This window comes from Paenibacillus sp. 01T431 (assembly GCF_056398625.1).
In genome coordinates this window covers 104,086-129,047 of record NZ_JBFTPT010000012.1, presented here as the reverse complement: position 1 = coordinate 129,047, position 24,962 = coordinate 104,086, and the positions used below count along the sequence as shown (strand labels likewise).

Sequence of the window (24,962 nt, the reverse complement as noted above, 5' to 3'; positions counted from 1 at the left end):
TTCCCCAGCAGCCCGAAATTACCGGTTGCGCTAATCATTCCCCAGCGAGCTTCAAATGCCGCGCACAAAAAAAGAACGATTCGTTTGAACGAATCGTCCTTTCATAAATTTACTTCTTATCCACCTGAAGCAGCTTAACCGTCTTTGTAGAAAAAGTATCCTTCAGCTTTTCCTCATTAATGACGTTCAGCTTGACCAAGCTTGCAATTTTTGAGCCATCCGGCTTCGATAACATTCGCCATAGCTCCGGATCTGGCAGCGCCTCATAAAGCTTGTTGTCGTCGTATTCCTTACGCTCCTGCACAACCACTTTTACTTTATGGCTCCCAATCTCCAGCTCATTTGCTTCCTGCTCAGCCAAGTAGCTCATAATGGTCTGCCTGAGTTCTGTCAGCTCCTGCTCTATTTCTTTTTGCTTTTGTTTTTGCTGGTAATATCTGCGTACCGTTTTGTCCAACCTTATCACGCTCCTCTCTATTACATGCTTATGCATAGAAGAAGCATTTTAGGATGAGTTAGACAACCTACAGCACGATCAATAAATGTCTTTTCTCATAAACACCGTAAACGAAACGAGCAGCGAACCGACCATCCAAGCGGCAAGCACGGCAAGCGAGAATCCAAGCGTCATGCCCTCGATAGGTGGAGCAGATCCACTGACATAGTCCATCAAACCAAGATTGACCATGAACAAATATTTGGCCGAATCCCATGAGGATACCATGTTGCTTAGAATAGCGCCTGCAATTAAGCATGCGAGCATCGTTCCCATACCGGCTGCGCTGCTTCTCATTAGAATGGACAGCATGAACGATAACGTTCCCACTACAAGCGAGATAAACCATGCTAGTCCAAATTGCTGAATGATAAACTGCCATTGTGACACCAGGCGGACGCCTGATATGTCGAGCTCGCCTCCTTGTGTTGAGAAGCCAGTCAATACGGGAGCCGACCAGCCTTGATTGCCAAACATAACGGCTGAGATAAGGTAAGACAACAAGCCGAATATGAAAATAACTAAGGAAACGGACAATATCAGCGCGATATATTTGCTGAGCAATATTTTAAACCTGCTCACCGGGCGGGTGAGCAGCAACTTAATCGTTCCCATGCTTCGCTCTGAGGAGACGATATCAACCGCAATTATCATAATGAGCAAAGGGAGAAACAGCTCCGCCGAGTTTTGAACAAAACCTCTGATAAAGGTTGGCGCTCCCGGCTCGGAGGGATTCACATTATTGTTCAAGTAATATTCGGATTGTTTGATTTGAATTTGAATTTGCTCTCGCCACTGTCCTGCGCTGCTCAACCGATTTTGCATATCCACAATTTGCTGCTGCAATTCGGTGCGCCAATCCACGTCACCCAGCCGCTCCTTTATGGATTCTGCCTGTTTCGCCTGCGCATAAGTAAACATCGAGAGAAGAACGATAATAATGATCGAGATGACGATAAAACGTCGTTTGCCAACCAGCTTCGTCATTTCATTTTGAACGAGATTAATCAATCGATTCGCCTCCTGTCAGCTCAAGAAATAGATCTTCAAGCGCGGGAAGCTTCCGATTCATCTCCAGCACACTTACCCCAGCCTCAACAAGCTTGCGGTTCCACTCTCCAACTGCATGTTCAACGTAAGCTGTCGTAACCGTATCCGTCGACTCACCCAAGACAGCCGTAACATCGCCAAGTATCGATCGTCCCAGCGCTTGCGGCTGCAGCCGCCATACTAGACGTTCTTCGCTGGACAGCAGCTGCTTAACCGAATCCACTCGAATGATCTCGCCTTTGGAAATAATCGCAACCCGGTCACACATCAATTGAATTTCATGCAGCAAATGGCTCGATACGAGCACGGTCAATCCTTCTTCCTCTGCTAGAAACCTAATAAAAGCCCGCATTTCTCTAATGCCCGATGGATCAAGCCCATTCGTTGGCTCATCCAATATGAGGACATCAGGCTTGCCAAGCAGTGCTTGAGCGATCCCAAGCCGCTGCCTCATCCCAAGTGAGTAGGTGCTTACCTTATCATTCACTCGATCCTGCATGCCAACAAGCGCGACAACCTCATTGATCCGCTTCTGCGTTATTCCCTTAATCATAACGGCAAAGTGGCGAAGATTGTCCATTCCGCTGAGGAACGGGTACAGCTCTGGGTTTTCTACAATACATCCTAAATGCCGCATCGCTTTTGTAAAATGTTTCGCAATATCCAAGCCGCATATATGGATGGTACCGGAGGTTGGCTTAATTAAGCCGACCAGCATGCGAATCGTCGTCGTTTTCCCTGCTCCGTTAGGGCCTAGAAAACCAAACACTTCGCCGCGCTTCAGCTCAAAGCTTAAGTCCTTGATAATCGTCCGCTTGCCTATCACCTTCCGTAAACCCTGAACCGCTAATGTAATGTCGCTCATGATTGTCCTCCTGCATCAGCAATTAACGCGGCTACCCGCTCAGCCATTAAGCGATACCCTATCTCATTCGGGTGGAAATGATCCGTAAATAACAGTTTCTCTGCATTCAGCTGAAACAAATCATAGGTCGGAATCAGAACGGCATTCGAATGCTGCGCCAGAGTCTCCGCAGTTTTACTATTCCAGTTCCTAACCACGGTCGACATTAACTCACCATTTTGGAACTCGCTGAACGGATTATACAGTCCAAGCAAATAAACGGTCGCTTCTGTATTAACGGCACGAATGCTTGTCAAAATCGTTTTTAGATGATTCAGGTACGCTTCTTCTAATCCCGAAATGCTTGCCTCAGACAGATCCGTAAGCGATTGACCACCGAGAAATAAGTCGTTGCCGCCAATGGTCATCAGAATAATGTCTGCTTGTCCAATTTGCCGCTCGATTTCCTTTTGTTTCATCTGCTCCACTAGCTCTGAAGAGGTAAGCCCCTTAATGCCTAAGTTAATTAAGGAAACATCTGTACCGGACTGCTTCAGTTGATCGCTGACATAACCCACATACCCTTTTCCTTCGATATCGCCTGTTCCTCTCGTTAACGAATCTCCTAATGCAATAATCTTTAATCCGCTTGATGATTCTGCTGGTTGTTCCGTATCTTGGGATACAGATGATTGACTCGCTGTTCCGAATAAATAATCCTTTATCGACCAGCCTAAGGCAAATATCCATAAGAGACTGGCTAGAAACGCAAAAGAGGTAATCATACGAACTTTTTTACTATGCATCCCCGTCACGCCTTTCTATTTCTGTAGCTGTTATATAGTTAGCTGAACCATGTAATCACTTGCTGCTGCATCTGCGCTTTGTTCTGCTCAAACTGGCTTTTTCTGTGACCATTTGCTCCTGAGGGATGCGGCATTTCGAACAAGCATCTTTCTTTATCTATCCATCCCTTGTCAGCAAAATGCTTGACTACATCGGATACCGACTTGCCAAGCGGTATGACAAGCGCATCTTTTACCGCCAGCAATTCTGGAAGAAAGATACTCTCAGCATAGTGATAAAGCGTTTCTGATTTCAAAATAATAGGGCTGTGCCCGGTGTAATTTTTGCCCTTTATGAACACGGGATACCTTATTGCTGAAGTTGTATGCAGTAAATCTCTAAGCTCATAAAATAACAGCTCGCTGCTCTTTATGCCAAGTGCTGCTGGCAATCCAATTTGATCAAGCATGTCGATCAAATTTTTTCTCATAGAGCCTGCAAAGCTGGCAAGCTTCTTCGCGCGTTGATCAATGAGGTCATAAGACACCCCATTTACAAGATCCTCCCGCGCGCTTCGTATGGCTACCTCCATTTGGGTAAAGCCTGGCGTAATGCCGATAATCATCACTTTAGCAGCAGTATTCACATATTCGTAAGGCACATAATAAATCGACATGTCCTGCTCTTCGTGAAGAAGCAATTGTTTCACGAACAGCTGCTCCTTGGACAAGCTGCCGGGCGGGAGCGACTCAATAAAAGGTTTATATTTTTCAATTTGTGTCACCGTTAACCGCCCCTCCGCTCAATCTGTATGTTCTTACTTCAGCTCAACCATGTTGTGCGCGCGTGCAGGATAGTCGGTAATGATCCCGTCGATTTCGAATTTAAGCACCTCTTTTAAATTTCGCTCGCTGTTAACTGTCCACACCCATACTTCACGGCCTTTTTTATGCGCACGCTCCACGAGCTGCTCTGTAAGCATAATCTGTTCGATCGTATAGAAATCAACATCAAGAAGCGAAAGATCACCGAGTGCAAAATATAAAATTTGGCCAATTTTAATATCGGGGTTAAGCGACCGAATATGTTGAAGCGTAGACCGATCGAATGATTGAATATAACAGTCCTGCACCATATCGAATTGTTCAATTAATGCAACAACATGCTCAGCCAATTGTTCGCCTGAACCGTATGGCTTAAGATCAATGATCAGCTTCGACTTCCCCAGCACTTCTCCAAGCACCTCGGATAACATGGGGATTCGCACAAACTCATCGGGTTCACCGCCAGCTTTGGCAATGTTCAGCCTCGCAATTTCCTCATAATCCAGCTCGCTCACCCGCTTCGGCACACTCGCCATACGCTGTAAATTATAGTCATGGTTCAGGACAACTACGCCATCCTTTGTCATCTGTACATCAATTTCAACGGCATCAATGCTTTGCGCCACTGAGCTGCGAATCGCTTCCAGCGAGTTTTCCGGCGCAACGAGCGTATCGCCGCGATGAGCAGACAAGAGCACGCTCCATTTTACATAAACCAATTGATCATTTGCAGCATAGCTGACAAACAGCGCAAGCGCTAAATAAGCAGCCAATATAGAGCTGTAGAGCACTCGTTTCCTCGTTCTGCCTTTTAGAAAAGTCATAAGACGCTGCTCAAGCGGACCTACCCAGCCATTTTTGAATAAACGGAGCTGATCTCGCGGCATTACGCCTCGTGTACGTTTAAAGTGATAGAAAAGCCTTGTCAAAAAGATAATATTAATCGGCACGAGCAGCAAAGTGAACATATAGGTTAGCACCGTTGTCAGCGTTAATGAATAATGATTGGACACCGCTTTTAGCACATTGATGTCCAGCCACGCTGGCAAATATGCAACAGACGAGATGACGACAAAACCAAGCGCGAATACGAACACATTTAGCAAAAACAGATTAACAAAGATCGATAACCGCTTTCCCTTCGTCAATAAGAGACTGCTTCTGATTGCTACTCGAATGGATTTGTCTTCGATCATAATGAAATGCAAAACAAAAATCCATCTCAAGATGGTGTACACGCCCGCCAAAAGCAACAAGCCGTATAAAGAAAGCATCATCATAGACGAGCTCAAGACGCGGCTGTTGAAAAATATCGGGACGTTAAATTGTGCAAAAAGGGAAGTTGACAGCGGCGATTCAATAAACGGCACAAGAAACAATAGGAAAAACAACAGCTGAATCAAGCCAAATCCAAATAGTTTAGGCGTCTGTCTCAGCGTCGTCAGCACGGCATCAGAGATCAATACCTGTTTGCCAAAATAATGCTGCTGAGAAATCGTAATGACCACGCCAAACTCGATAAAAAGCACAAGTACAGCTACTAAACAAATCGCGATTAATCCAGCAACGCCCGTGTAGCTCAGACCAATTTTGTAAACATCGCCATTCAATACAGAGCCCGATCCAAGTACACGAAGCATACGGTTAAAAATAAAGGAAATAATCGGAATAATGACAAAGCTCGTTAGGAGCATAAATAAATATTCAAACAACAAATGTTGCTTGTACGTTTCACGAAAGTCACGGATACTTCTACCAAGCCGCTTGAGCATGAACATTCATCCTATTCATTGTATGGTAATCAATAAAGCAAGAAATGGAATTGCTAAGCAACTTCATTTCCTTATTATAGCTATTTACCTACCCCCGCGTCGAATCGGAAAAATACAATAAAAAATCCGTTCTCTTCAATTGAAGAAAACGGATGCTCATTTTTATAAAAGCTAACGTTTGCCAGCCTATTGTTTCTTAATCGAATTGTTTTTCAAAATATCATTTTTCTTTTGAACCAGCTTAGCTGTGTATAAGGTGTTGTTCTCAATGAGATAGGCTGGTGCTCCTGTTCCCGCATATAATGTGGTGATGCCGATCGCAGCTAAATTGGTTGTAATCGTATTTCCTCTAATTACAGCCTTCAGAACGTCATGCGGATTATTCCGTTTCCAATAATCGTTGATGCGCACAATCTCTGTTTTATCGGAGGTTAGTTTTTCCGCTGTAATCGTATTATTCTCCAGCAGCAGGTTTTTCGCCGATTGTACACTAATGGCTTGAGAGTTGCCTAATAGTTCGAATGTCGAATTTTTGATCGTCAAATCAAGCTTCGGATGTTCAGCAATTACTAATGTGCTAAGCGCTGGCGGTGATTGAAAGGAACAGCCATCGAACACATATTTGCCGGCTTGTGAAATCGCAATCGATCCAAATTTACCTGTTCCCGCGGCTCCGATAAATTCGCAGTTGTTGTATGTGGCAGGAGGCAGCGTTAACCCGGAATCGGTATTAAAGCCGGTTACCTTTAAGTTATCGATGATCGAGCCCTCAGTTATACCGCCCGTTACAACCCTAAGCTTGCCCTCGCCGTTAATCGTTATGTTTTTCAAACGAATCGGTTTTCCCCAAAGCGATAGACCAGAATCACTCTTTTTGTTGTTATTCATAACGATGTTCGATGCACTCACACCAAAAGCATCCTTCGCACTAATTAAAAACATAGAGTCCGTAAAGGTCATTCCATCTATTTTGATATTAGGACCCGTAAACGAAGTATAGGAATCATTCATCTTGTTATCGATAAATGTGGCATCGTGAGCCGCGGCAATACGCGAGCCGTCAAAATGATTGCCTTTAATCATGGCCCCTTTAAATGGATCGGAGATGGCTAACCCAATCGCACCTTTTGATGCCAAATGATTGTCTTCTACGATTGCGTCTTTTCCATCATAAAGAATGACATCGTACGAAGCATTATCGTGAAATTTATTGCTTTTGATCGTAATATTGCTGTTGCGGTGTCCGTTCTCGCCGAAACCGCCCTCCACATCTATTCCCGACTGCGGCATCGTCCCTTTGATATGATGAAGAACGTTGTTCTCAATAAGTACTTGATCAGCACCGCCGACTGTAATCCCTTGCCTACGGTTATAAGCAAATTCAGAATTTTTCACAACCGCATTTTTGGTTACACTTTTGTTCCAAAATTCCACATAGGCGCCTTTTTTGGTCGCTTGCTCGAATACAAGATGGAACTGCGTCGCTCCTTCCGGTATGTCGATGAGCTCGCGCACCTTCACATTTGCCAGCTTCTTAATAAAAGCTCCGTTCGCTTTATAGAAGAAGATATCAAATTTATACGGCAGTTTAATCGCATTCGACAGTTCAAATTGTTTTTCTGTTTTAAAAATCGTGTTCGTAAAATTAAGCGGCTGCTTCGTTCGAAGCTTTTTGGCATTCGCGACATTTTTTCCTTTATCATCAAATGAACCTAATACAAAATGATCTTCATACAAATCCTTTGCCATCGTGCCATAACCGCCTAGTATGAGACCATCGCCTGTAAAATTAATCGATTTCACACCGTCAATGGTAATATCATAAGCTCCTTGCGTAAAAATGCCATAACCAGCTTCATGTGTGCCTGAGCTGTGCTTATTGTCTTTTTTAGAATAGTTATGTGTTTCCCTGTCACCTGCATAGGTCCCGCCTTTGAGCGTGACATTATGAACGCCATAACCCAAATACATAAGTTGATACGACTCTTTATCATTTGTTTCTTTCTGGAGCACCGCATCCATCGGGAGATCAAACACCATATTGCTGACCATATTAATCCGGTTAGCTTTATCGATTAAATAGGTACCCGGCGGCAGTGACGTCGTCGTTTTCCCATTTTTAACCGCCCATTGCAGTGCATTGTTAATGCCCTTTGTTGTCTCAATAGGATGTGTACCATCGTTATAAATGCCAAACTTAGAAAGTTCAATTAGATAATAGTCTTTGGAATCCGGCGCTTCTGCCGAAGCCTGATTAGGTATTAGCAATAGCTGTAATCCGAGCATTAGTGACATTACTAGCTTTAATATATTCACTTTAAGCCTCCTATTTGCGGTTCAAATCATCTGATTGCAAGAAATAAGTGCTCCTCCTTTCAACCTCTTAAATATACCACTACCAATATTCTTTATAAAGAACAAAATCCTGTATTTGGTTCGTTTAGTGAAAAAAGGGGCTTCCTTCCTATGTAGTAAGATGCAAAAAAAGAAGCGAAACAAAAGAGCAGCTTGCTCTTTCATTTCGCTTCTTCTGAATTTAGGCTGCCGGCAATTCCAGCAGTTTATCTGCTACTACGGCTGCCACTTCTCTCGTAACGACCGCTTTAGGATTAAAGCTGCCGTTCGAGCCCTGCATCAAACCGTTTACATATACGGCGTTGACGTATGCTTTTGCACTTTCATGAATGCTGCTCTCGTCTTTGAAAGGAATTGTATCTGTGCTGCCCTTAAGCTTGAAAGCCTTGGCAATCATGATCGCCATTTCTTGTCTTGTTACCGCTTGGTTCGGTTTGAACGAATCTATTGTAATCCCTTGAATGATGCCCAGTTCCTTGGCACGCATAATGGCTCCGTAATACCATGCGCCAGGCTGAACATCCTTGAACACTTTTGCTGCTTCATTAGCAGGGGCTTCCTCCAATAGATTGATGAGCAAGGTTGCGAATTCAGCTTTTGTCATCTGCTTCTTCGGATCAAAGCGAAGCTCCGAACCGCTTACCCCTACCATAACTTTGGCTTCGAACACGCTATAAACAGCATCATAGGCCCATACGGAAATGAGGTTATTGTCTACAAATTGCGGCTTGCTGCCCGTCAATTCTGTATCCGCCGAAATGTTGAACAACGCCGGCTTTTGCTTGCTATAGCGGTCGTACGCGGCTAGCGCCATCAAAGCTTGCTCCGTTGCCATCTCATTTGATGGCTGACCGAGTGCATGTGCAAAACTACCATCCGCAAGCTGGAACCTTAATAAGCTCGTTAGGAGATTCCCGTTCTTTTTCATAAAGCTGGATTCCATTGGACTAATTCCTACAGCTGCCAAAGCAATAATAGCTTGAGCTACACTCTCACTGTTGTCGTCTCCAAACGCGTTAAAGCCGCCATTTACTTGCTGTTCAGAAGACAGCCATTTTAGAGCTTTATCGATTGCACTTTTCACTTTTGCTTGTTCTTGGTAAGGAGCGAGTGCGCTAATCGCCATGGCGGTTATATCTAAATTATCCTCGGATTTTTCCGATAGCGGGAATGCTCCACTCGTATTTTGCTGGCTGAGCAGCCAGTCTATTAACTTCGTACGTGTCCATATGGCACTTGCTGGCACCTCATAATTGCCGCTATCCAAAGCAATCAATGCAAAAATCACGCCATTCGTGCCTTGATTCGTCATTCTCGAATGATTGTAGATGCTTTGAATGAGATTGTAGCCAGCGAAGGAGGCTGCATCTTCACCTGCCGCTCTAATCGCAATAGCCATTCGTTCAAGGTCGGTTACTTTGCGGAATTCACCTTTGTTCTCTTTTAAATAAGAAGCCAGCCCGCTCAAGTAACTCGCTGGCACCGCATGACCAGAACGATATAAGGCAATCGCTTCCCAATCGCTAATGGTGCCGCTGCTTAAGATTTGTTTCGCGGCTGATGTCATTTCATTCTCTACCGCCATCGTTTCTGCCGCTGCCGCGCGCTGCATAGGCAGCAGAGCCGTACTGACGCAAGAAAGCATTAATGCGAATATAACCAACAATAATAACGATTTAAGTGATACGGATTTTTTGTTCATGCTGAATCCACACTCTCCTTTCAAGAAAATAGCTGTCCCGCAGCTATTGCAATAGCCTACGAGACAGCTTAGTAAATTATGATTTCAATTCATGAAGTCGGATGATCGTAACAGCTGCCATCTCACGTGTAACAAGAGCTTGTGGATTAAACTTGCCGTTATCTCCTGTCATCAGACCTTTTTGGTAAGCTACATTTACATAAGGAACAGCCCACGCTGCAACAGCGTCACGATCCATAATTGCTGCTTGCGGTGCATTCTCATCAGTTAGACCTTTAAGTCTAACTAAAACGGCAGCCATTTCTTGTCTTGTAATCGGTTGGTTCGGTGCAAAAGAAGTTTCAGTTACACCTGACATCAATCCTTTTTCTTTGGCTGCTGCTACATATCCATAATACCAATCCTGCTTGCTGACATCCTTAAATCCAGCATCAGTAAGAACCGGTTCTACTCCAGCAAATTTAACCACTAAGGCAGCAAATTCTGCACGGGTTAGCTGACGCTTAGGTTCAAATTTAGGATTTTCTGTGCTCGTACCCTGCATGAAGCCAAGTGTTGTAGCTTTCATGACAGAATTTATTGCCCAGCTAGATATTTTTGCAGCATCGGTGTACTTAGGTGCAGATGGATCTGGTTTCACTTCTGGGTCTTTTCCTGGAACCTGTCCACCAGTATCCCCTGGAACCGTTGCTCCAATATCCGCGCCGAGATCCTTCGTAAATTGCCAACGAAGCACATCACCTTTTTTCAATACATAAGAACCTGCACTATAGTTAGGGAATACTCCATTTACGGAATACATCCAGCCGCTCAAGTCACCATGATTAGGATCACGCTCGGCAAGACCGCCAATCGCTTTCACGTAGATGCTTGATTCTGACCCTGAATAGTCTATTGAAACGCCTTTTTCATCAAGAGCACGTTTGAGAGCAGTGAAGGCCGTATCACCTGCTTTAAGTGTTACAGCATATGGAGCTACAATATCCCCAGCTTTTATTGAACGTTTTTCTACGGATAAAGTGATCGTCTCTGCTACCGGATCAGTTCCGCCTCCACCAACATCACCGCCACCTGTCAAAGAAGCTGTTTTGTAAGCTAGAAATTCTGTGAAATGCTTGGTTTTAATAATCAAATTTCCATTATCGTTATAAGCGTACACCTCATCTGTACGCAAAGCCGAATCCGGATATTTCTTAATTGCTGTGAATGCACCTGCTTGATCAACGAAACCAGCTTCCTTATCACCTTGTCCTTTTAAGGTAAGGGTAACATGTTGATTAAATTGTATTTTTTCGTTACCGCCCGCTTGTATGCGAATTGCAATTGCATCAACTTTTTTATTGTCAGCAGACAAAGCACTATTCAGCTTAGTCGTTAGCCCGCTATCATCTGTGCTTAAGTTTTTGGGAAGCTGAAGCTTTTTGTCCCATGTTGATGTAATTGTTGTATTAGCTGGGATCTCCAGCGTAGTCGCACCACGTATAGCTGTTACCTTTGGCAATGCAGCCGAAGCAAATGTAAGAATGATACTATTCGTGATTGGAGCATCGCTTGCTGTACCAAGAGAAACAACCTTTTCATTCTCATGAATCGCAATATTTTGATCCGTTGTATCACTCACTTCGCGTGGAACTACAACAGAAATTGGATCACTTTCTTTTTTTCCAACTAGCGCAGCACCTAATGCTTTAACGGTAATTGTGCCGCCTTTTGCTGTTCCTTCAAAAGAAATCTTTATGTTTTTCTCATCTTGAACAAGTGAATTCACTTTCAGCTCTGTATTTCCTGTGTCAATTGTCCAATTATCGATATTGGCCGCTACGCTAGTGAACTCATCGCCTGCAAGCTTTACATCAATCGAAGGATTAACAGCACCACTCGCAATCGTTGATTGCGTAGTAAGAGCAGCATATCTGCTGTAATAGAAGCGAACGACATCTTTTTGCTTAAGCTCATATGCGCCCACGCCAACTTCTGGTGCAATCCCATTTACTTCGTATATCCAGCCGTCCCAGCCTCCAAGGCTGCCTGCTGCTTGCTTATTTATTTCAGATACATAAGGGCCATAGCTGCTTTCCGTAATTTTATAACCAATCTTTGGATCTGCTTGATCAAGAGCACTTTTAAATAGGTCTAAAACCGTTACTGGTTTTTCCGTATTCTTAAGTGTCACCGATTGTTTCGTATAAATTGGCTCTGAAATGCCATCAACCTGAAAATCTACTGTCACGGTGTCCGAAATCGTAATCGGTTCGCTCACCTTGTTACTTTCTAATGCAGCTGCTAATGCTTTAATGGTAATCGTACTATCTAATGCTTTGCCCGAAAGATTAATTTTGATGCGTTGATCATTTATTTTTTCAAACGACTTAACAGTAAGGCCTGAGGTTCCCGTATCAATAGACCAGTTGCTCGGATTAGCCGCTTCGCTGCTGAAATGATCACCCGCGAGCATCACATCAACCGATGGATCTGATGTTCCAATTTTCACAATTGTTGATGAAGAGAGTTCCGGGTAACGACTATAATAGAATCTCACCTCATCATTTTCTTTAAGCTGGTACGCACCTGCACCTATACTTGACGCAGTTCCATTAACCTCGAACATCCAGCCATCCCAGCCGCCAAAAGAACCCGCTTCCTGTCCAGCAATACCTTTGACATAAGGACCATAACTGCTTTCTACGATATTATAGGAGATAGGCGGAACTGCAGTAGTAAGCGCCTTTTTAAGCGCATCGAGAGCAGTGATAGACTCGTTATGCTTTAAACTAACATTTTTCTGTTCATAAATACTTTGTGAAATACCATCAACCTTAACCTTTACGTTAACCGAAGGAAGTTTTACTTCTTCAAAACGGTACCATACCGTTTTCTGATATTTAATATCAAGAAGAGCAATTAATGCTTGCTCCGTTGCCATTGAATTAGGACTTCCATTTAAAGTATATTGAAATGCTCCATTATCCAGCTGATATAAACGAAAGGAGTCAAGGACTGTATTTCCATTGGTAGCAGCCCAGTCGTTAGACAACACATCTTCGCCAACCGCAGACAAGCCCGATACAACTGCAGCTAAGTTGTTCGAGTTTACTCCAAGCATTCCCGTTTCTTTATTTAATACTTTTACTTTCAAGTATTCTTCTTTTATTCTTTCAATAGCTCGTTGAACAGCACTATCATTCTGATAATTGCCGAGTGCAAGCAGCCCCATACCAGTCATATCTGGATCAGATACGCTTCCAAAAAATGTGAAGCCACCGTCTTTTAACTGCTTACTTAATAGATAATCAACTGCCTTCTTCTTTGCAGCTGCATCCCAGCTACCAACGTCACTTCCAAGCTTTACACCTGTATCAAGTGCATGCATCGCCCACATATGCCTGTTTGTTGAACCGGCAAATGACCCCGTATCCATATTTTGCTGTGCAGCTAACTCCGCATACAAATTTCGATCCGTTTCCCACGCATGCGCAGGATCTTCACCCATCGCGAGTAATGAATAAATATAGCGGATATGAGTTGTATCACTATCATTAGGCTTCAACCCTGGATCCACGGTCTTCCAACTAGGCAGCTTCCAACTGCCATCCTGCAGGTTTTCTCCAGCACCCCAAAGGGCAACAATTTCCCACCAAGAATTCAATGTTGTATTTCTATTTTTATAATACTCAACAGTCTTATCAATCATCTCATTCAATGAAGCATTCGCAGAATGATCTGCTGCTTTACCTACTTGTGGTGCAAATAAAGTAAACACCAATACAAAACTTAAAATTGCAGGCAAACTCTTTTTCATAAATCTTTTTAAATTAAGCAATGTTTTCTCTCCCTTTAATCATTTTTGGCAACAAAAAAACATCTTTCCGTTTGTGGAAAGATGTTTGGATAAACACGTGCGCATGGAAGCATAGGAATCCACCTATTGCAAAAGCACGAATAAACATCTCCCTCCCATCCTCGTGAGAAATATAGAGCGCTCCTATGGCAGGTCTCCTGGCTTCGCTTCATTGCTTAGACGATCTCCTTCCCGTCATGATATGACAGTGGACAACACGATCGTCTGCTCCGCGATACAGTGGCGGGACCGCGTCGGATTTTGACCGAACTTCCCTATTAAGCTGCTTGTGAATGATAGATTCACGGCAGCACCATATTAGCTATTCTATGAAATTGTAAGTGCTTGTTTTGTGAATTGTATCAAATTTGAAAGGATTAGACAAAGGTTCTGACCGTTTTTTTTCAACTTGTACAATTCTCTATTCGATTTATTGTGCCTTTGACTAGTATTTCATCATAAATCCACTTCAGCTGCAAATTACTCAATTTTAAATCTCGTAATCGAGCGCTGAAGCTCCTCAGAAAGCTCATTTACAGATGAAGCAAGCTGCTGCGTTTCAGCTGCGAGCTGATTTTGCCGCTCAGTGTCTGCTGCCGATTGCGCAGCATGAGTTGAAGTATCCTTGGCTACCTGCGCCATCGATTCAACGGAAGCGCTCACTTCCTCGCTGCCTGCTGCCATCTCCTCCGTTGAAGCAGATACGTCTTCAATTTGGGAGGCTACAAGGCGGGATTCCTTCCATATCGTGTCAAAAGATACCTTCAGCTCCTGAACGATGAGTAATCCTTGTTCCATTTCTTGCTCTCCTGCAGTGACCGCGCCAACAGCATCGGCAGTCAAGGCTAGCACCTCATTAATCGTTTCTTCGATATGGCCCGCATGAGCCGAAGCCTGTTCAGCCAGCTTTCTCACTTCACTTGATACAACTGCAAATCCACGGCCATACTCCCCTGCATGTGCCGCTTCTATAGCAGCATTTAGAGCGAGCAAATTCGTCTGATTTGCAATAGCAGCAATCGTGCCTGCCATCTCTTGGATTTCGGATGAGCGCTCATTAAGCTGTCCGATCACTCGTGATATCGAAGCCGTTGCCGCGCCAAGCCGCTCCATTTGACCAACCGCATGATCCGATTTTTCATGGCCCAGCTCCGCTGCTTGCAGCATATCGTTCGATGCTTCCGACATTTGGCTCGAGGAGTGAGCAATCCTTCCTACGCTCGTCGCCATTTCCTCCATAGACCTTGCTGCCTCAACTGCCCCGTCTGCTTGATTCTCCGCGCCAATTGCCATCTCATTCACAGAGGAAGCTAGCTGCGAAGAGAGCTCTCGGCTTTGCTGCGAGCCTACACCCAGCCGGCCTGCAAAATCCGATACGGATGCGGCATTGTTCCGAATCGTCCGCATTAAGCCTTGCATATGGGCAATGAAATGATTGATTTCTTCGCCTAGGCGAGCAATTTCATCATTCCCTTTATTTTCTATACGATAGGTAAGATCCGCTTCGCTAGAATTAAGATTAATTGCAGCATGAACAATATTACGAAGCTTACGTCCTACCATAAATTGTGATAGAAGAAACAAAACGACCAATACAACAGCCATCAGGCCGCCAAATTGCATGACAACCATCGTTCTTTCTGAAGCGATGAGCGCATCTGCCTTTTCTTTTGACAATGCAACACGTACCCCGCCCCAATGTTTGCCATCGATAATTAAAGGATAGGAAATATCCCACGTTTCTACCGTTTTCCCGTCTATGAGTCTATTATATTTTTGCAGGAGGACATCATCCGTCTTCGTGTTCGTAGCGGCATTGTAGCCTGTTTTGTCGTTAAAAATCCGATTGGCCCGGTAGTTTTGACTAAGAAGTCCCTCGTCGCCCCAAGTATCTTTTGATTCTTCTCCAACAGGGCTGTAAATGCTATTATGTGTTGGGATATAGCCCGCAAAATTCGGATTTTCTGAATAAGCGCCTGCAATAGCAAAAATAACATTTTCCTCCGTCAGAAAACTATCCATAATGCCTTGCCAGCGGTAATCCGTATAACGGTCATAGGCACTATCATATTTCAGTTCATATTGAGATAGCGGAATGGACTCTCCATTGTACAAAATCGATTCTTTCCCCGCATAGGTTGAGTCCTTTAGCCTTTTTTCAGCCACTTTCTCACTTTCAGGATTTACAGTCAATGTATCGTTGAAAAAGTCCTCTTTTAGCTTGTTTCCGTCCCATTTCGTTCCATCCTCCAGCACAACACCTGTTTTAAAATCCTGCTCCGTAACATTCTCAAGTGTGCGAGCTAGCGATAAAACCATCGTGCGACCCTTTTCCAGAAGCTGCTGCTCAACAGCTATACGAGTGGATTTCCATTCATACATGAGAATCACACTAACGATTATGACTAATGCGGCGGCCATGACTAGCATAAATTTATTCGTCAACGAGCGTAATCCCATCTTCATTTTTGATAACCCCCACTGTTAATTTATCTATATTAAACCAGTTTAACTAAAATGTTATGTAAATTAAACCAATTAGATTGAAACTTCTTAAATAATACATATTTATATTGAATTTATTAATTATTTTATATGACTAAGTTTATGAATTACTAAGCTTAAGCTATCTACATACCTTATTAATACAAAAAAACCACCCTATGGCCGCAAACTAAGCGACATAGGGTGATTTCGAGATTAGCCTACTAAAGGTAGACTCCGATTATTTCAACGATTCACGAACCTCTAGCGTACGTTTATTCCATTTTTCCGTTTCTGGAATCAGTTTATTAATATCTGCTCCATCAAAAATAATTTCATTCAAAATATTGTTCCAGTTGTATTCAGACCAAGCAGGAATGGTTACACCTGGCTGAATTTTTGCATTTTCCTTTGCAATTTTTACAGCTTCCTTGTTTTTGCCTTCCCACATTGGCGTTTCATCATAATAAGCTGTCAATTCAGGATCGATAACCGAAGCATTTGCTCCTTGGTCAATCTTCCATTTTTGCGCTTCTTTGGAGAATTGGAAGCTAATCCATAGGAAAGCTTCTTCTTTATGCTTGGAACCGCTAAGCAGTGAAAGCGGACCATAAATACTATAACCTGGTTGGCTTACTTTTCCTCTTGGGAAAGGCAAAACATCCCATTCAAACTTCGCATCCTTTTTGAGGCCTGGAAGTACCCAGTCTCCGCCGATCGCAAAGCCCGTTTTACCGTTAATAAATTCTCTCGAAACATCGCCTTGTTCCTTAGCTTTCGCATTGCTCTGCATGGAGCCGTCTTTCCACACAAAATCTGAAAGCCATCTAACATCATTCATTACATCTGGCGTATTGAGCAAGCTTTGTGTCAAATCTTCATTTAAGTAATGAATGTTTGCAGCATGTCCGTCAGCAATTGCTTTTGTGCTAAGAACGCGCATTTGAAATTCTGGCTGTGTTGTTAAGCCATATTCCCCTGCTTCTGGATCGGTAATTTTTTTGGCTACATCGCGGAAATCATCGTAAGTCCAATCATTTGCTGGCATTTCAACACCATGCTTAGCAAGCAAATCTTTATTGACGAGTATCCACATCGGTACGTCAACGAATGGCACAGCCAATTTTTTGTCTTTATACGTCATCGTATCAAAAAAACCTTGAGGCAGCTGAATGTCTTGGAATGTCATATCCTTCTCGATATAAGGAGTCAAATCCTCAACCAAGCCAGCTTGGTCAAACGAGATCAAATCACTGTCGATCCAAGTTAAGTCGGCTGGTGTTCCTGCCGCTTCCAAAGTAGCGATGATCTCCATAATTGGTTTGCCGTTTACAGGAACCTGTTCAATTGTGATCCATGGATATTTTTCGTTAAACATTTTGTATAGTTCCGTGTAGGAATCAGACCATGAAATGAGTTTAATCGTAACAGGTTCATGCTTCTCTTCTGTAGCCGGTTTCGCTGCATCATCGGTAGGTGCATCTGTCGCTGTATTATTAGAAGGAGTGTTTGTCGTTTTCTTTTCTCCATTGCCGGAGCAAGCTGAGAGAACGACTGAAAATAACAAGACCATACACAACATCCATGTCAAAGCGCTTTTGTTTTTCATTTTTTGGCCTCCTAAAAGTTTTGTGAAGCAAAACTAGCTTCGTAAGCATAGGCTTAGTTTTGTGAAGCAAAACTGGCTTCGTTTCGTAAGCCTTCCCCTCGTTTTTTGCGGTTTAGCATTCTTTATAACGTTGAAACCGTTCCAGCAGCTGTTTGCCGAAACATCACCCCCCTAAAGAGCTGCTGCGCCTTAGCGCAGACAAAGAACTATTCAACAATTCCCGTTCTTTCAATACCACTAACGAACCAGCGCTGTAGGAACATAAACACGATGATCGGCGGTAAAATAATAAGGAAGGCTGCGGCCATTTTGGTGCTCTCCGTAATCGGATTAACGATGGTTCGCGTATTTCCGAGCAATGACGGATTCAGCACATCCTCCAGCATATCTAGACGGATCGACAGCGGCGTGAAGCCTTTGGTAAGAAACATCGATGGCTCATAATACATGTTCCAGTACCAAATAAATGAGAAGAGAAACACGACTAAGCACGCTGACCTTGCCAGAGGCAGCATAATTCCGAAAAACAGCCTCGCTGTAGAAGCTCCGTCCAGCTTCGCTGCCTCCTCCAAGCTTGGCGGCTGCGCTTTGAAAAACTGCCGGAAAATGAGAATAAATAAGGCGCCCTTAAGGCCTTGCCCGAAAATAGCCGGTATGAGAAACACAAAAATCGAATTCAACAAGCCGAGCTTGCTGAATATAACGTAAAGCGGAATGATGATAACCTGCGGCGGAATCAAGAAGGTCAATATGATCAGCGCCGTAAAAAGTCCCTTGAATGGCAGCTCCAGCCTAGCAAGCGCATAGCCGGTCATCGCACAAATAATGACCTGTACGAGCGAGCATGTCACCGATATAAGGGCAGTGTTTCTGAGCGCTTCCGGATATTGCAAACCTTTCAGCGCTTTCGTCACATTTTCCCAAGTAATCTCGCGCGGAATCCACTTTACCGTCGGATCAAGAAGATCACTCATGTTCTTAAACATCGTGCTGACCATATAAAGAATCGGCTGTAAATAAAGGTAAGCGACAATCGAGAGCAGCAAATAAATGATAAGCTTCGCCAGCAAACCGTCAGACAAGCTTCGTCCGAGCACAAGCATTTTTGTTTTCTGGGCTTTGCGGCCCCATAGAACTCCCCTTACGCTGCGGCTAACCTTCTCGAACTCAGACTTCATCGCAGTAATCATGAATGTACCCTCCTTGTCTTGAGGCTCCGGTTAAACAGCCATAATACGAGGGCGATCAGCGCGAAGATGAGTCCAAAATAAATCCAAGCGAGCGCACTGGCGTAGCCGTAACCGGTATCGACCTTAAACATGTTGTCTTTGATATGCTTCAGCACAGGATTAAGCGGGAATGTGAACAGGTCGATAATCGTATATAGCACATTCAAGCTGATGAATGGCACGCAGGCTGGCAGCGTTATTTTCCAGAAGCTGTCCCAAGGGGAGGCGCCATCGATCCGCACAGCCTCATAAATCGTTGGTGAAATCGTCTGGAAACCCGCAATAAAGATAAGAATCTGCACACCGGAATACCATAAAATTAGAATCGCTTTGCCCAAAACTGCCATTACTGTCTCTGCAAATTGCTTGCCAACATATTCCTCAACTATCGGAAGCAAATTGTACTGCTCCAGGAATGGAATATCTCCCGCTCCTTGCAAGAACAGCTCTGAGAGCACTTGCCCTGTTGCAAAAATAACTGGAAGAAAAAACAGCGCGCGGAAAATAAATCGTCCAGGAAATTTCTGATTCAGCATTAATGAGATCAGCAGGGCAAAAATAACGATGATCGGAACCATTAGCAGCATTTCTTGGAAATAAGTGATAAGTTCAATTGGGAAAATGTTATCTTTCAAAAATGCATCCCGGAAATTGCGCAATCCGACCCATTCATATTTAAATCCTCCGACCGCTACTTGCACCTTGTTAAAGGACATAAATAACGACCAGCTAATCGGGATAATGACGAACATCGCAAACCCAATAATCCATGGCAGCATGAACAGCAGTCCCATTCCGTAGCGCTTCCAGAGATGAAGGCGCGCTGCACGGACTCTAGCTTTTGCTTGCATTAGGCGCCCGCTCCCTTCTCTACGACGAAAGTCTTGCTGTTGTAATCGACGATTACCCGTGTGCCGTCCTCATAAACGGTAGCAAACCGATTTTCAGACAGCTTTTCGTGATTTTTAATCGTTTGGGAATACAAACCTGCTAGGGAATCAAAAGCCTCGTATTCCTTTAAAATGCGGTCTGTCCACTTCTCATATTGACTGCTGAATAAGAAGCTCGCAGCCGTGTACTTGAGCTTCCGTGAATCCTCATGTGTGAGGAAGAAAGAAGGAACAGCTCCATATTCAATGGCTTTTAAAAACTCAGTTTCTACATCATTACGAAGATTGCCATCTCCAAACGAATACGATACATAACCATGAAGCGCGATGGGGTAAAAAGGAACCGTCTCGTCGACCATGAAATCATAGCTGGATTCATGCGGCAAATTAGCAATAAAATCGCTTTGGCCAACTGCGTAGTCATTCCCGCGATATACGCCAGCCGTGCCAAGCGTCTTCTGCGTGTATTCGAGTAAACCATCGTATACAGCAATCGTGTCCGAACGAGTTTCTATGCCTGACGGATCATAGTCATGGAATACCATTTCACCCATCCAGTTGTACAAAATGCCGGATATGCCAATCTCCTTCAGCTTCTCAATCGTTTGATAGGCCATGGCAACGGTGCGTGACGGCTTGCTGATAAACCATCCCTCATCAACAAATACCGTTTCATCAATGCCGCGAATACCGTTCGTTTTGCCAGATAAATCGGAATTGTCCGAATCGATCCAGACAAAATCATCCTCGAACATGACGTCAATGCCATGCTTTGTCATATTGGAGACAAAAGCCTTGGCAGCCGTCTCGCCGCCTAGCGACTCCTCAATTGGAAAACGGTCATAAAGATCGTAGTCGCCTTGATTTTGCCAGCCGTAATAAATGACCTTCAGATTAGCGACACCCTTCTCCAGCAGCCCATTTACGATATTCGTTGCCTGCGGGAAGGTCGTTGCCGTAATATATTTGATTTTGCTGAAGGCTTCCGTATAGTTGCCCCCCATAATTTTTAAATACAAAGGGGTGTGTTCAACAGGCTTTAACGGTTCGTTCAGCTTGCCGGTTTCCGTCATGTACTCTCGATAAGCCTTCGCCATTCCGACATAACCAGCGTCATCTCCATTAAGAAAGCGATATTCAACCTCTCTATCCGTATCCAATCGCTGTTTCTGTACCGCTTTAAGCGGTGCGGCAAGCCGGCTCATTCTGTACAAATATTCCTCACGGTAGATCTGATTGGAAAATACGTTATACATATTGGATTTGAGACCTGGCGGCATCGCAGCAATATTCGCCGAATCACCGCCCTCCGTAAGCACCGCCATAAAGGCATTGCTGCCTCGTTTCATGCCGAACACCGGGTAAGCAATATTCTCACGTCTTTCACCTGAACGCGTCCAATTTCCGGTATTGGTTAGTTCAAGGCCGTATACCTGATGGATATAACCTCTAGACACGCCAGCCCGCTCGCTGTCAAATCGGATCAAGCCGCCTGGTCCATCTGGAACAAAAATATATCCATCCTCCTCTGAGGAAGCAGCGCCAAAGTAGGGAAGCAAGTCTACCGTAAAGACGGCATATTCTCCGTCCTCCTTAATTCCCTCCGTTGGAATCCGTACCTTAAGCCCCTTTGACGTAAGCTCGTATTGGATCGTAAAGCCCAGCTGTTTTTCCGGGAAAACATAGGAGACCTGAAGCCCCTCTGCCGTTTTGATCAGCGTTGTTTGCACTTTCGGATCATTCGCATTCAGCACTTCCCTGATCGTCTGATCCTTCCCTTGTGTCCTGACATAAATGAGAACAAAAGGCGATTTCAAGTTGGCAAGCAGCACACCTTTAACCGTTTCGCTGCTTAGCTGAGCTTCTGAAGGATTGCTGCTCCACCTGTATCCAGTACGTTTGTCAACCAAAGCAATCTGTGTGCTTGCGGGCTGAATATAAAGCGCGAAGTTCTCGCTTGCTAGTGCTTCTGCGAAACCATCAGCTCCCGCTTGCGGTTTCCAAGCCTCGCCTTCATAAAGAGGAGCCTTGCTCACTGCTCTCTCCTTAATCCCTGTGTAGGCAAGAGCTTGTGCCGGCGAGAGCTCATCTCCTTGCAGGATAACAACCAAAATGATAATAAGTAACGCGCAAACTGCGATTGCTGCAAGCTTTACTCGAAGGGAAGTACGCTTGATGAACTCAACCATAGAAGGTCACCTCCTTGTAAAGCTGATAGAAGAAATCGTATAAATTGTAGGACAATCCGAAGACGAGAAAGGCAAACAGCCAAATCGTGCCAATGGTAAATATCGTGATGGCGATATTTTTGAGCGTCTCCACAAAATCGAAATTGTGAATGACCTGCGTCATAACGATCAGCATGACACCCATCCAGAGGAACATAACGGTGTTTAATGAGTCCACGATCACTCGCTCATCAAGCGTCACGATATTGGACAGCAGTAATGTTGGAATGGAAAAGAACAGATATGGTGCAAGCGCATAGGTGCTGCCTTGAATAACCTCTCTGAATTTCCCTTCCCCGTCCTTCACGCTGCATACGAGATAATTCGCGATGATCCACGTTACCCAAGGAACTACGAATAATCCCAGACTTCCAAATAGATTGACCTGCGAGAGCTCCACGGGATGGAACAAAAATCCGGTGTAATAAATCGTAACGATCTTCACCGCTACAACCGAAACTAAAATCAAAATAATAATCCAAGGTGCAACTCTAGCTTCCTTCAGCTTGTAAAAGCCATGATAAGGATGGAGCATGACGTACCAAAGGTTGCGCAAATCGCCAAGCGGGCGCTGCCAAGATTCAGGCAAAGGGCGGCGCTGAATCTGCTTTTTAAGCAGAATCCGGCTATACCTAAGCAAGAGATACAAAGCTGCCAAACCTAAAACGATCCATATGAAATGCTGCTGCAAAAACTCTAGTCGGATTTGCCAGAACGCTTTAGAGTAGCCCTTCGTATCAAAGGCTGTTTTCAAGAAGGTCAACGCATCCTCATTGTTATTCTCATGCAGATACACCTTGCCTAGTCCTTGAAATGTACCATTGTACATATCATTGCGGGCATAAACGCGATCCCAATAAGGCTTGCTCTCTTCATATTTGCCTTCCAAATAGAGGCCTAACGCATTCATAACGTCGCTTCCGAATTCCGTGCGAACAAATTTGTGAATTGTACCTGTTCGGCTGTCAGAAATCCAGACGCCGAATTTGGAATCTACGCCAATGCTCGTCGGAAATCCAAGAACACCATATTGCTGTGTTGCGTTATCAATGAACCCGAAAGCAAACAATGCTTCGCCATTTTGATCATAAATATTAATGTTTGCCGATTCCATATCAATGTTGTATAAGAACCCTTTTGAATCGCTTGCAACATCAACGATGCCATGGCCGTTCACGAGCGTCTTATTCTTAAAGGCATCGACACCGCCCGCATTTAGCTTGCGAATAGCGCCCTGCCCAAATCCCGCTGCCGTTGCTGTAAAAATAAATCCATCTTTATCAATGGCAACATTGGAGATTGGACGGGGAAGGCTCGCCGTCTCCTTATCCAGCTGCTCCTTGTTGAGAACGAGCTTCTTCAGCCAGTTGAGTACCGTTTGCTGCGCTTTATTGGCACCAAAGAAACCCATGAATTCCCCTTTATCATTCATGCGCAGCAAGCCCTGATAGGAGGAATTCAAGCTGACATACATAACGCCGCGCCGATCAACGACAAGCTTTACGGGAACAAAATGCTCCTGCTCCAGAAAAGTTGATGCGGGCTTCTTGTACTCACGGTCGAACGTACCGTCGGCACGAAAGACAGCAATGCGCTGATTGCCCGAATCGGCTACATAAACGCCCCCTTCCGGCGTAACGAATAAGCCTTCTGGCGCACTGAGCATGCCGGCTCCCTCTTCTTCGCCAATCGTCTGCAGCAGCGCTCCGTCATTATCAAGCACAATAACTCGGTTTGCTCCTTTGTCAGCCACATAAACCTTATCGTCTGCGCCCACCTGCAGATCGATCGGCTCTACAAAGCGAATTCCCTTCGTTTCAGCTGGTGAATAAACCGGCTGTATGCGCAGCCAAGTCGATTGATTGCTGTCATAGTAGGCCGTTCGATAGGGAAGCTCCGCGTGTATCGCTTCTGGTGCGACAAGCATGGAGGTCGCCGCAAGAAGCAGGAATATTAGAAATCTCTTCATCGTCACGACTTCCTTTGCTGGTTTGAATTACTTAATTCCGGAATGGACCATCGTCTCAAGCACTCTTCGCTGGAAGAGCAAGAAGATAATTAGGTTCGGTACGAACATGAGCAAGCCGGCAGCGGCGGCCATGTTTTGTCCCGATACGCTGTTTTGCAGTCCGCTAAGCAGACTATTGACATAGAAGGCTAACGTTCTCATCGTTTCCTCTTGCATGAATAAGGTTGACGTTTCCACATCGCCCCACACGCCTTGGAATGTGAAGATGGATATGGTCGCAATGGCGGGAACGGAGAGCGGAAGCACCATTTTGGTAAAAATACCGAAGTGGCTGGCCCCGTCGATCTTGGCTGCTTCCAGCAGTTCTCCCGGAATTTGCGAAATAAAGCCCACCAGCATGAATACGGCGATCGGAGAAGCTAATGCCGGCAAAATATGTCCGAAATACGTATTGTTGATGCCGATTCCGCTGATGATCAAGTACCTCGGAATCCCAACGGTCTCAGGTGCGAACATCAACGATAAAGTAATAAGAGACAAGATCAGCTGCTTGAAATGAAACTGGTATTTCGCAAGCACATAACCTGCCATAGTGCTGACGATGATGACCGTAAACAATGTAAGTCCCGCTACAATTAAACTGTTGAACAAATAACGGGTAAACGGAACCGTTGCGTTTGATGCATGCAATATAAGCGATTCAAAATTTCGCAGCGTTGGGTTTTGCACCAAAAATCGCGGCGGGAAAAGAAACAGCTCATTTTGCGGCTTGAAGGCATGGTTCAAAATAAACACGATCGGCAGCGACATGAATGCGGCCAGCGCGGTAAAAACAGTGACAAGGATGATCTGAAACGGCGTCACTCTGCGAAGTTTTCGAATCATG

16 protein-coding genes and 1 riboswitch are annotated in these 24,962 nt (G+C 44.5%); all 16 genes read right to left on the bottom strand.

The window, feature by feature from the left end; translation table 11 throughout:
* Positions 1-109 precede the first annotated feature (109 nt).
* Positions 110-493, bottom strand: a complete 384-nt coding sequence (locus AC1DM9_RS21810; RefSeq protein WP_430063071.1) for a hypothetical protein — start codon at positions 491-493, stop codon at positions 110-112.
* 42 nt (positions 494-535) lie between these two features.
* Positions 536-1,507, bottom strand: a complete 972-nt coding sequence (locus AC1DM9_RS21805; protein ID WP_339208052.1) for an ABC transporter permease — start codon at positions 1,505-1,507, stop codon at positions 536-538.
* Positions 1,500-2,411: an ABC transporter ATP-binding protein gene (locus AC1DM9_RS21800; protein WP_477509263.1), complete on the bottom strand. Its 912-nt coding sequence runs from the start codon at positions 2,409-2,411 to the stop codon at positions 1,500-1,502. Before AC1DM9_RS21800 ends, AC1DM9_RS21805 begins: the two co-directional genes overlap by 8 nt.
* Positions 2,408-3,196 carry an SGNH/GDSL hydrolase family protein gene (locus AC1DM9_RS21795; RefSeq protein ID WP_477582176.1) on the bottom strand — a complete coding sequence of 263 codons (789 nt, stop codon included), beginning with the start codon at positions 3,194-3,196 and terminating at the stop codon, positions 2,408-2,410. Before AC1DM9_RS21795 ends, AC1DM9_RS21800 begins: the two co-directional genes overlap by 4 nt.
* A gap of 38 nt (positions 3,197-3,234) precedes the next feature.
* The gene (locus AC1DM9_RS21790; protein WP_477582174.1) at positions 3,235-3,960 is read right to left on the bottom strand and encodes a uracil-DNA glycosylase family protein; all 726 of its coding nucleotides are present in this window, start codon (positions 3,958-3,960) and stop codon (positions 3,235-3,237) included.
* 33 nt (positions 3,961-3,993) lie between these two features.
* Positions 3,994-5,772 carry a glycerophosphoryl diester phosphodiesterase membrane domain-containing protein gene (locus AC1DM9_RS21785; RefSeq protein WP_477582172.1) on the bottom strand — a complete coding sequence of 593 codons (1,779 nt, stop codon included), beginning with the start codon at positions 5,770-5,772 and terminating at the stop codon, positions 3,994-3,996.
* Between the two features lie 186 nt (positions 5,773-5,958).
* Positions 5,959-8,088 (bottom strand): right-handed parallel beta-helix repeat-containing protein, encoded by a 2,130-nt coding sequence (locus tag AC1DM9_RS21780; RefSeq protein WP_477582170.1) that lies wholly within the window; start codon positions 8,086-8,088, stop codon positions 5,959-5,961.
* 220 nt (positions 8,089-8,308) lie between these two features.
* Positions 8,309-9,829, bottom strand: coding sequence for an S-layer homology domain-containing protein (locus AC1DM9_RS21775; RefSeq protein WP_477582168.1), 1,521 nt, complete (start codon positions 9,827-9,829; stop codon positions 8,309-8,311).
* Between the two features lie 76 nt (positions 9,830-9,905).
* A complete protein-coding gene (locus tag AC1DM9_RS21770) occupies positions 9,906-13,649 on the bottom strand; it encodes a DUF4430 domain-containing protein (RefSeq protein ID WP_477582166.1) in 3,744 nt (1,247 codons plus the stop codon).
* A 149-nt stretch (positions 13,650-13,798) separates the two neighbouring features.
* Positions 13,799-14,000, bottom strand: a riboswitch (cobalamin riboswitch).
* Between the two features lie 147 nt (positions 14,001-14,147).
* The gene (locus tag AC1DM9_RS21765) at positions 14,148-16,133 is read right to left on the bottom strand and encodes a methyl-accepting chemotaxis protein (protein ID WP_477582164.1); all 1,986 of its coding nucleotides are present in this window, start codon (positions 16,131-16,133) and stop codon (positions 14,148-14,150) included.
* A 259-nt stretch (positions 16,134-16,392) separates the two neighbouring features.
* Entirely contained in the window at positions 16,393-17,760 is a 1,368-nt protein-coding gene (locus tag AC1DM9_RS21760) for an ABC transporter substrate-binding protein (RefSeq protein WP_475447598.1), read from the bottom strand.
* Positions 17,761-17,966: 206 nt separating this feature from the next.
* The gene (locus AC1DM9_RS21755; protein WP_076269452.1) at positions 17,967-18,950 is read right to left on the bottom strand and encodes a carbohydrate ABC transporter permease; all 984 of its coding nucleotides are present in this window, start codon (positions 18,948-18,950) and stop codon (positions 17,967-17,969) included.
* Positions 18,947-19,840, bottom strand: coding sequence for a carbohydrate ABC transporter permease (locus AC1DM9_RS21750; RefSeq protein ID WP_076269451.1), 894 nt, complete (start codon positions 19,838-19,840; stop codon positions 18,947-18,949). The genes AC1DM9_RS21755 and AC1DM9_RS21750 overlap by 4 nt, the downstream gene beginning before the upstream one ends.
* Positions 19,840-22,068 (bottom strand): DUF5696 domain-containing protein, encoded by a 2,229-nt coding sequence (locus tag AC1DM9_RS21745; RefSeq protein WP_477582162.1) that lies wholly within the window; start codon positions 22,066-22,068, stop codon positions 19,840-19,842. The genes AC1DM9_RS21750 and AC1DM9_RS21745 overlap by 1 nt, the downstream gene beginning before the upstream one ends.
* Positions 22,061-24,076: a YIP1 family protein gene (locus tag AC1DM9_RS21740; protein WP_477582160.1), complete on the bottom strand. Its 2,016-nt coding sequence runs from the start codon at positions 24,074-24,076 to the stop codon at positions 22,061-22,063. The genes AC1DM9_RS21745 and AC1DM9_RS21740 overlap by 8 nt, the downstream gene beginning before the upstream one ends.
* 27 nt (positions 24,077-24,103) lie before the next feature.
* On the bottom strand, positions 24,104-24,961 hold the full coding sequence (locus AC1DM9_RS21735; RefSeq protein ID WP_054027383.1) for a carbohydrate ABC transporter permease: 858 nt from the start codon (positions 24,959-24,961) through the stop codon (positions 24,104-24,106).
* Position 24,962: the final 1 nt, after the last annotated feature.

Excerpts from the sequence above, each read along its gene's own strand:
- AC1DM9_RS21745 (WP_477582162.1), bottom strand. The coding sequence starts at position 22,068 with ATGGTTGAGTTCATCAAGCGTACTTCCCTTCGAGTAAAGCTTGCAGCA.
- AC1DM9_RS21765 (WP_477582164.1), bottom strand. The coding sequence starts at position 16,133 with ATGAAGATGGGATTACGCTCGTTGACGAATAAATTTATGCTAGTCATG.
- AC1DM9_RS21810 (WP_430063071.1), bottom strand. The coding sequence starts at position 493 with ATGCATAAGCATGTAATAGAGAGGAGCGTGATAAGGTTGGACAAAACG.
- AC1DM9_RS21775 (WP_477582168.1), bottom strand. The coding sequence starts at position 9,829 with ATGAACAAAAAATCCGTATCACTTAAATCGTTATTATTGTTGGTTATA.
- AC1DM9_RS21735 (WP_054027383.1), bottom strand. The coding sequence starts at position 24,961 with ATGATTCGAAAACTTCGCAGAGTGACGCCGTTTCAGATCATCCTTGTC.
- AC1DM9_RS21755 (WP_076269452.1), bottom strand. The coding sequence starts at position 18,950 with ATGATTACTGCGATGAAGTCTGAGTTCGAGAAGGTTAGCCGCAGCGTA.
- AC1DM9_RS21760 (WP_475447598.1), bottom strand. The coding sequence starts at position 17,760 with ATGAAAAACAAAAGCGCTTTGACATGGATGTTGTGTATGGTCTTGTTA.
- AC1DM9_RS21800 (WP_477509263.1), bottom strand. The coding sequence starts at position 2,411 with ATGAGCGACATTACATTAGCGGTTCAGGGTTTACGGAAGGTGATAGGC.
- AC1DM9_RS21795 (WP_477582176.1), bottom strand. The coding sequence starts at position 3,196 with ATGCATAGTAAAAAAGTTCGTATGATTACCTCTTTTGCGTTTCTAGCC.
- AC1DM9_RS21750 (WP_076269451.1), bottom strand. The coding sequence starts at position 19,840 with ATGCAAGCAAAAGCTAGAGTCCGTGCAGCGCGCCTTCATCTCTGGAAG.
- AC1DM9_RS21740 (WP_477582160.1), bottom strand. The coding sequence starts at position 24,076 with ATGAAGAGATTTCTAATATTCCTGCTTCTTGCGGCGACCTCCATGCTT.
- AC1DM9_RS21785 (WP_477582172.1), bottom strand. The coding sequence starts at position 5,772 with ATGCTCAAGCGGCTTGGTAGAAGTATCCGTGACTTTCGTGAAACGTAC.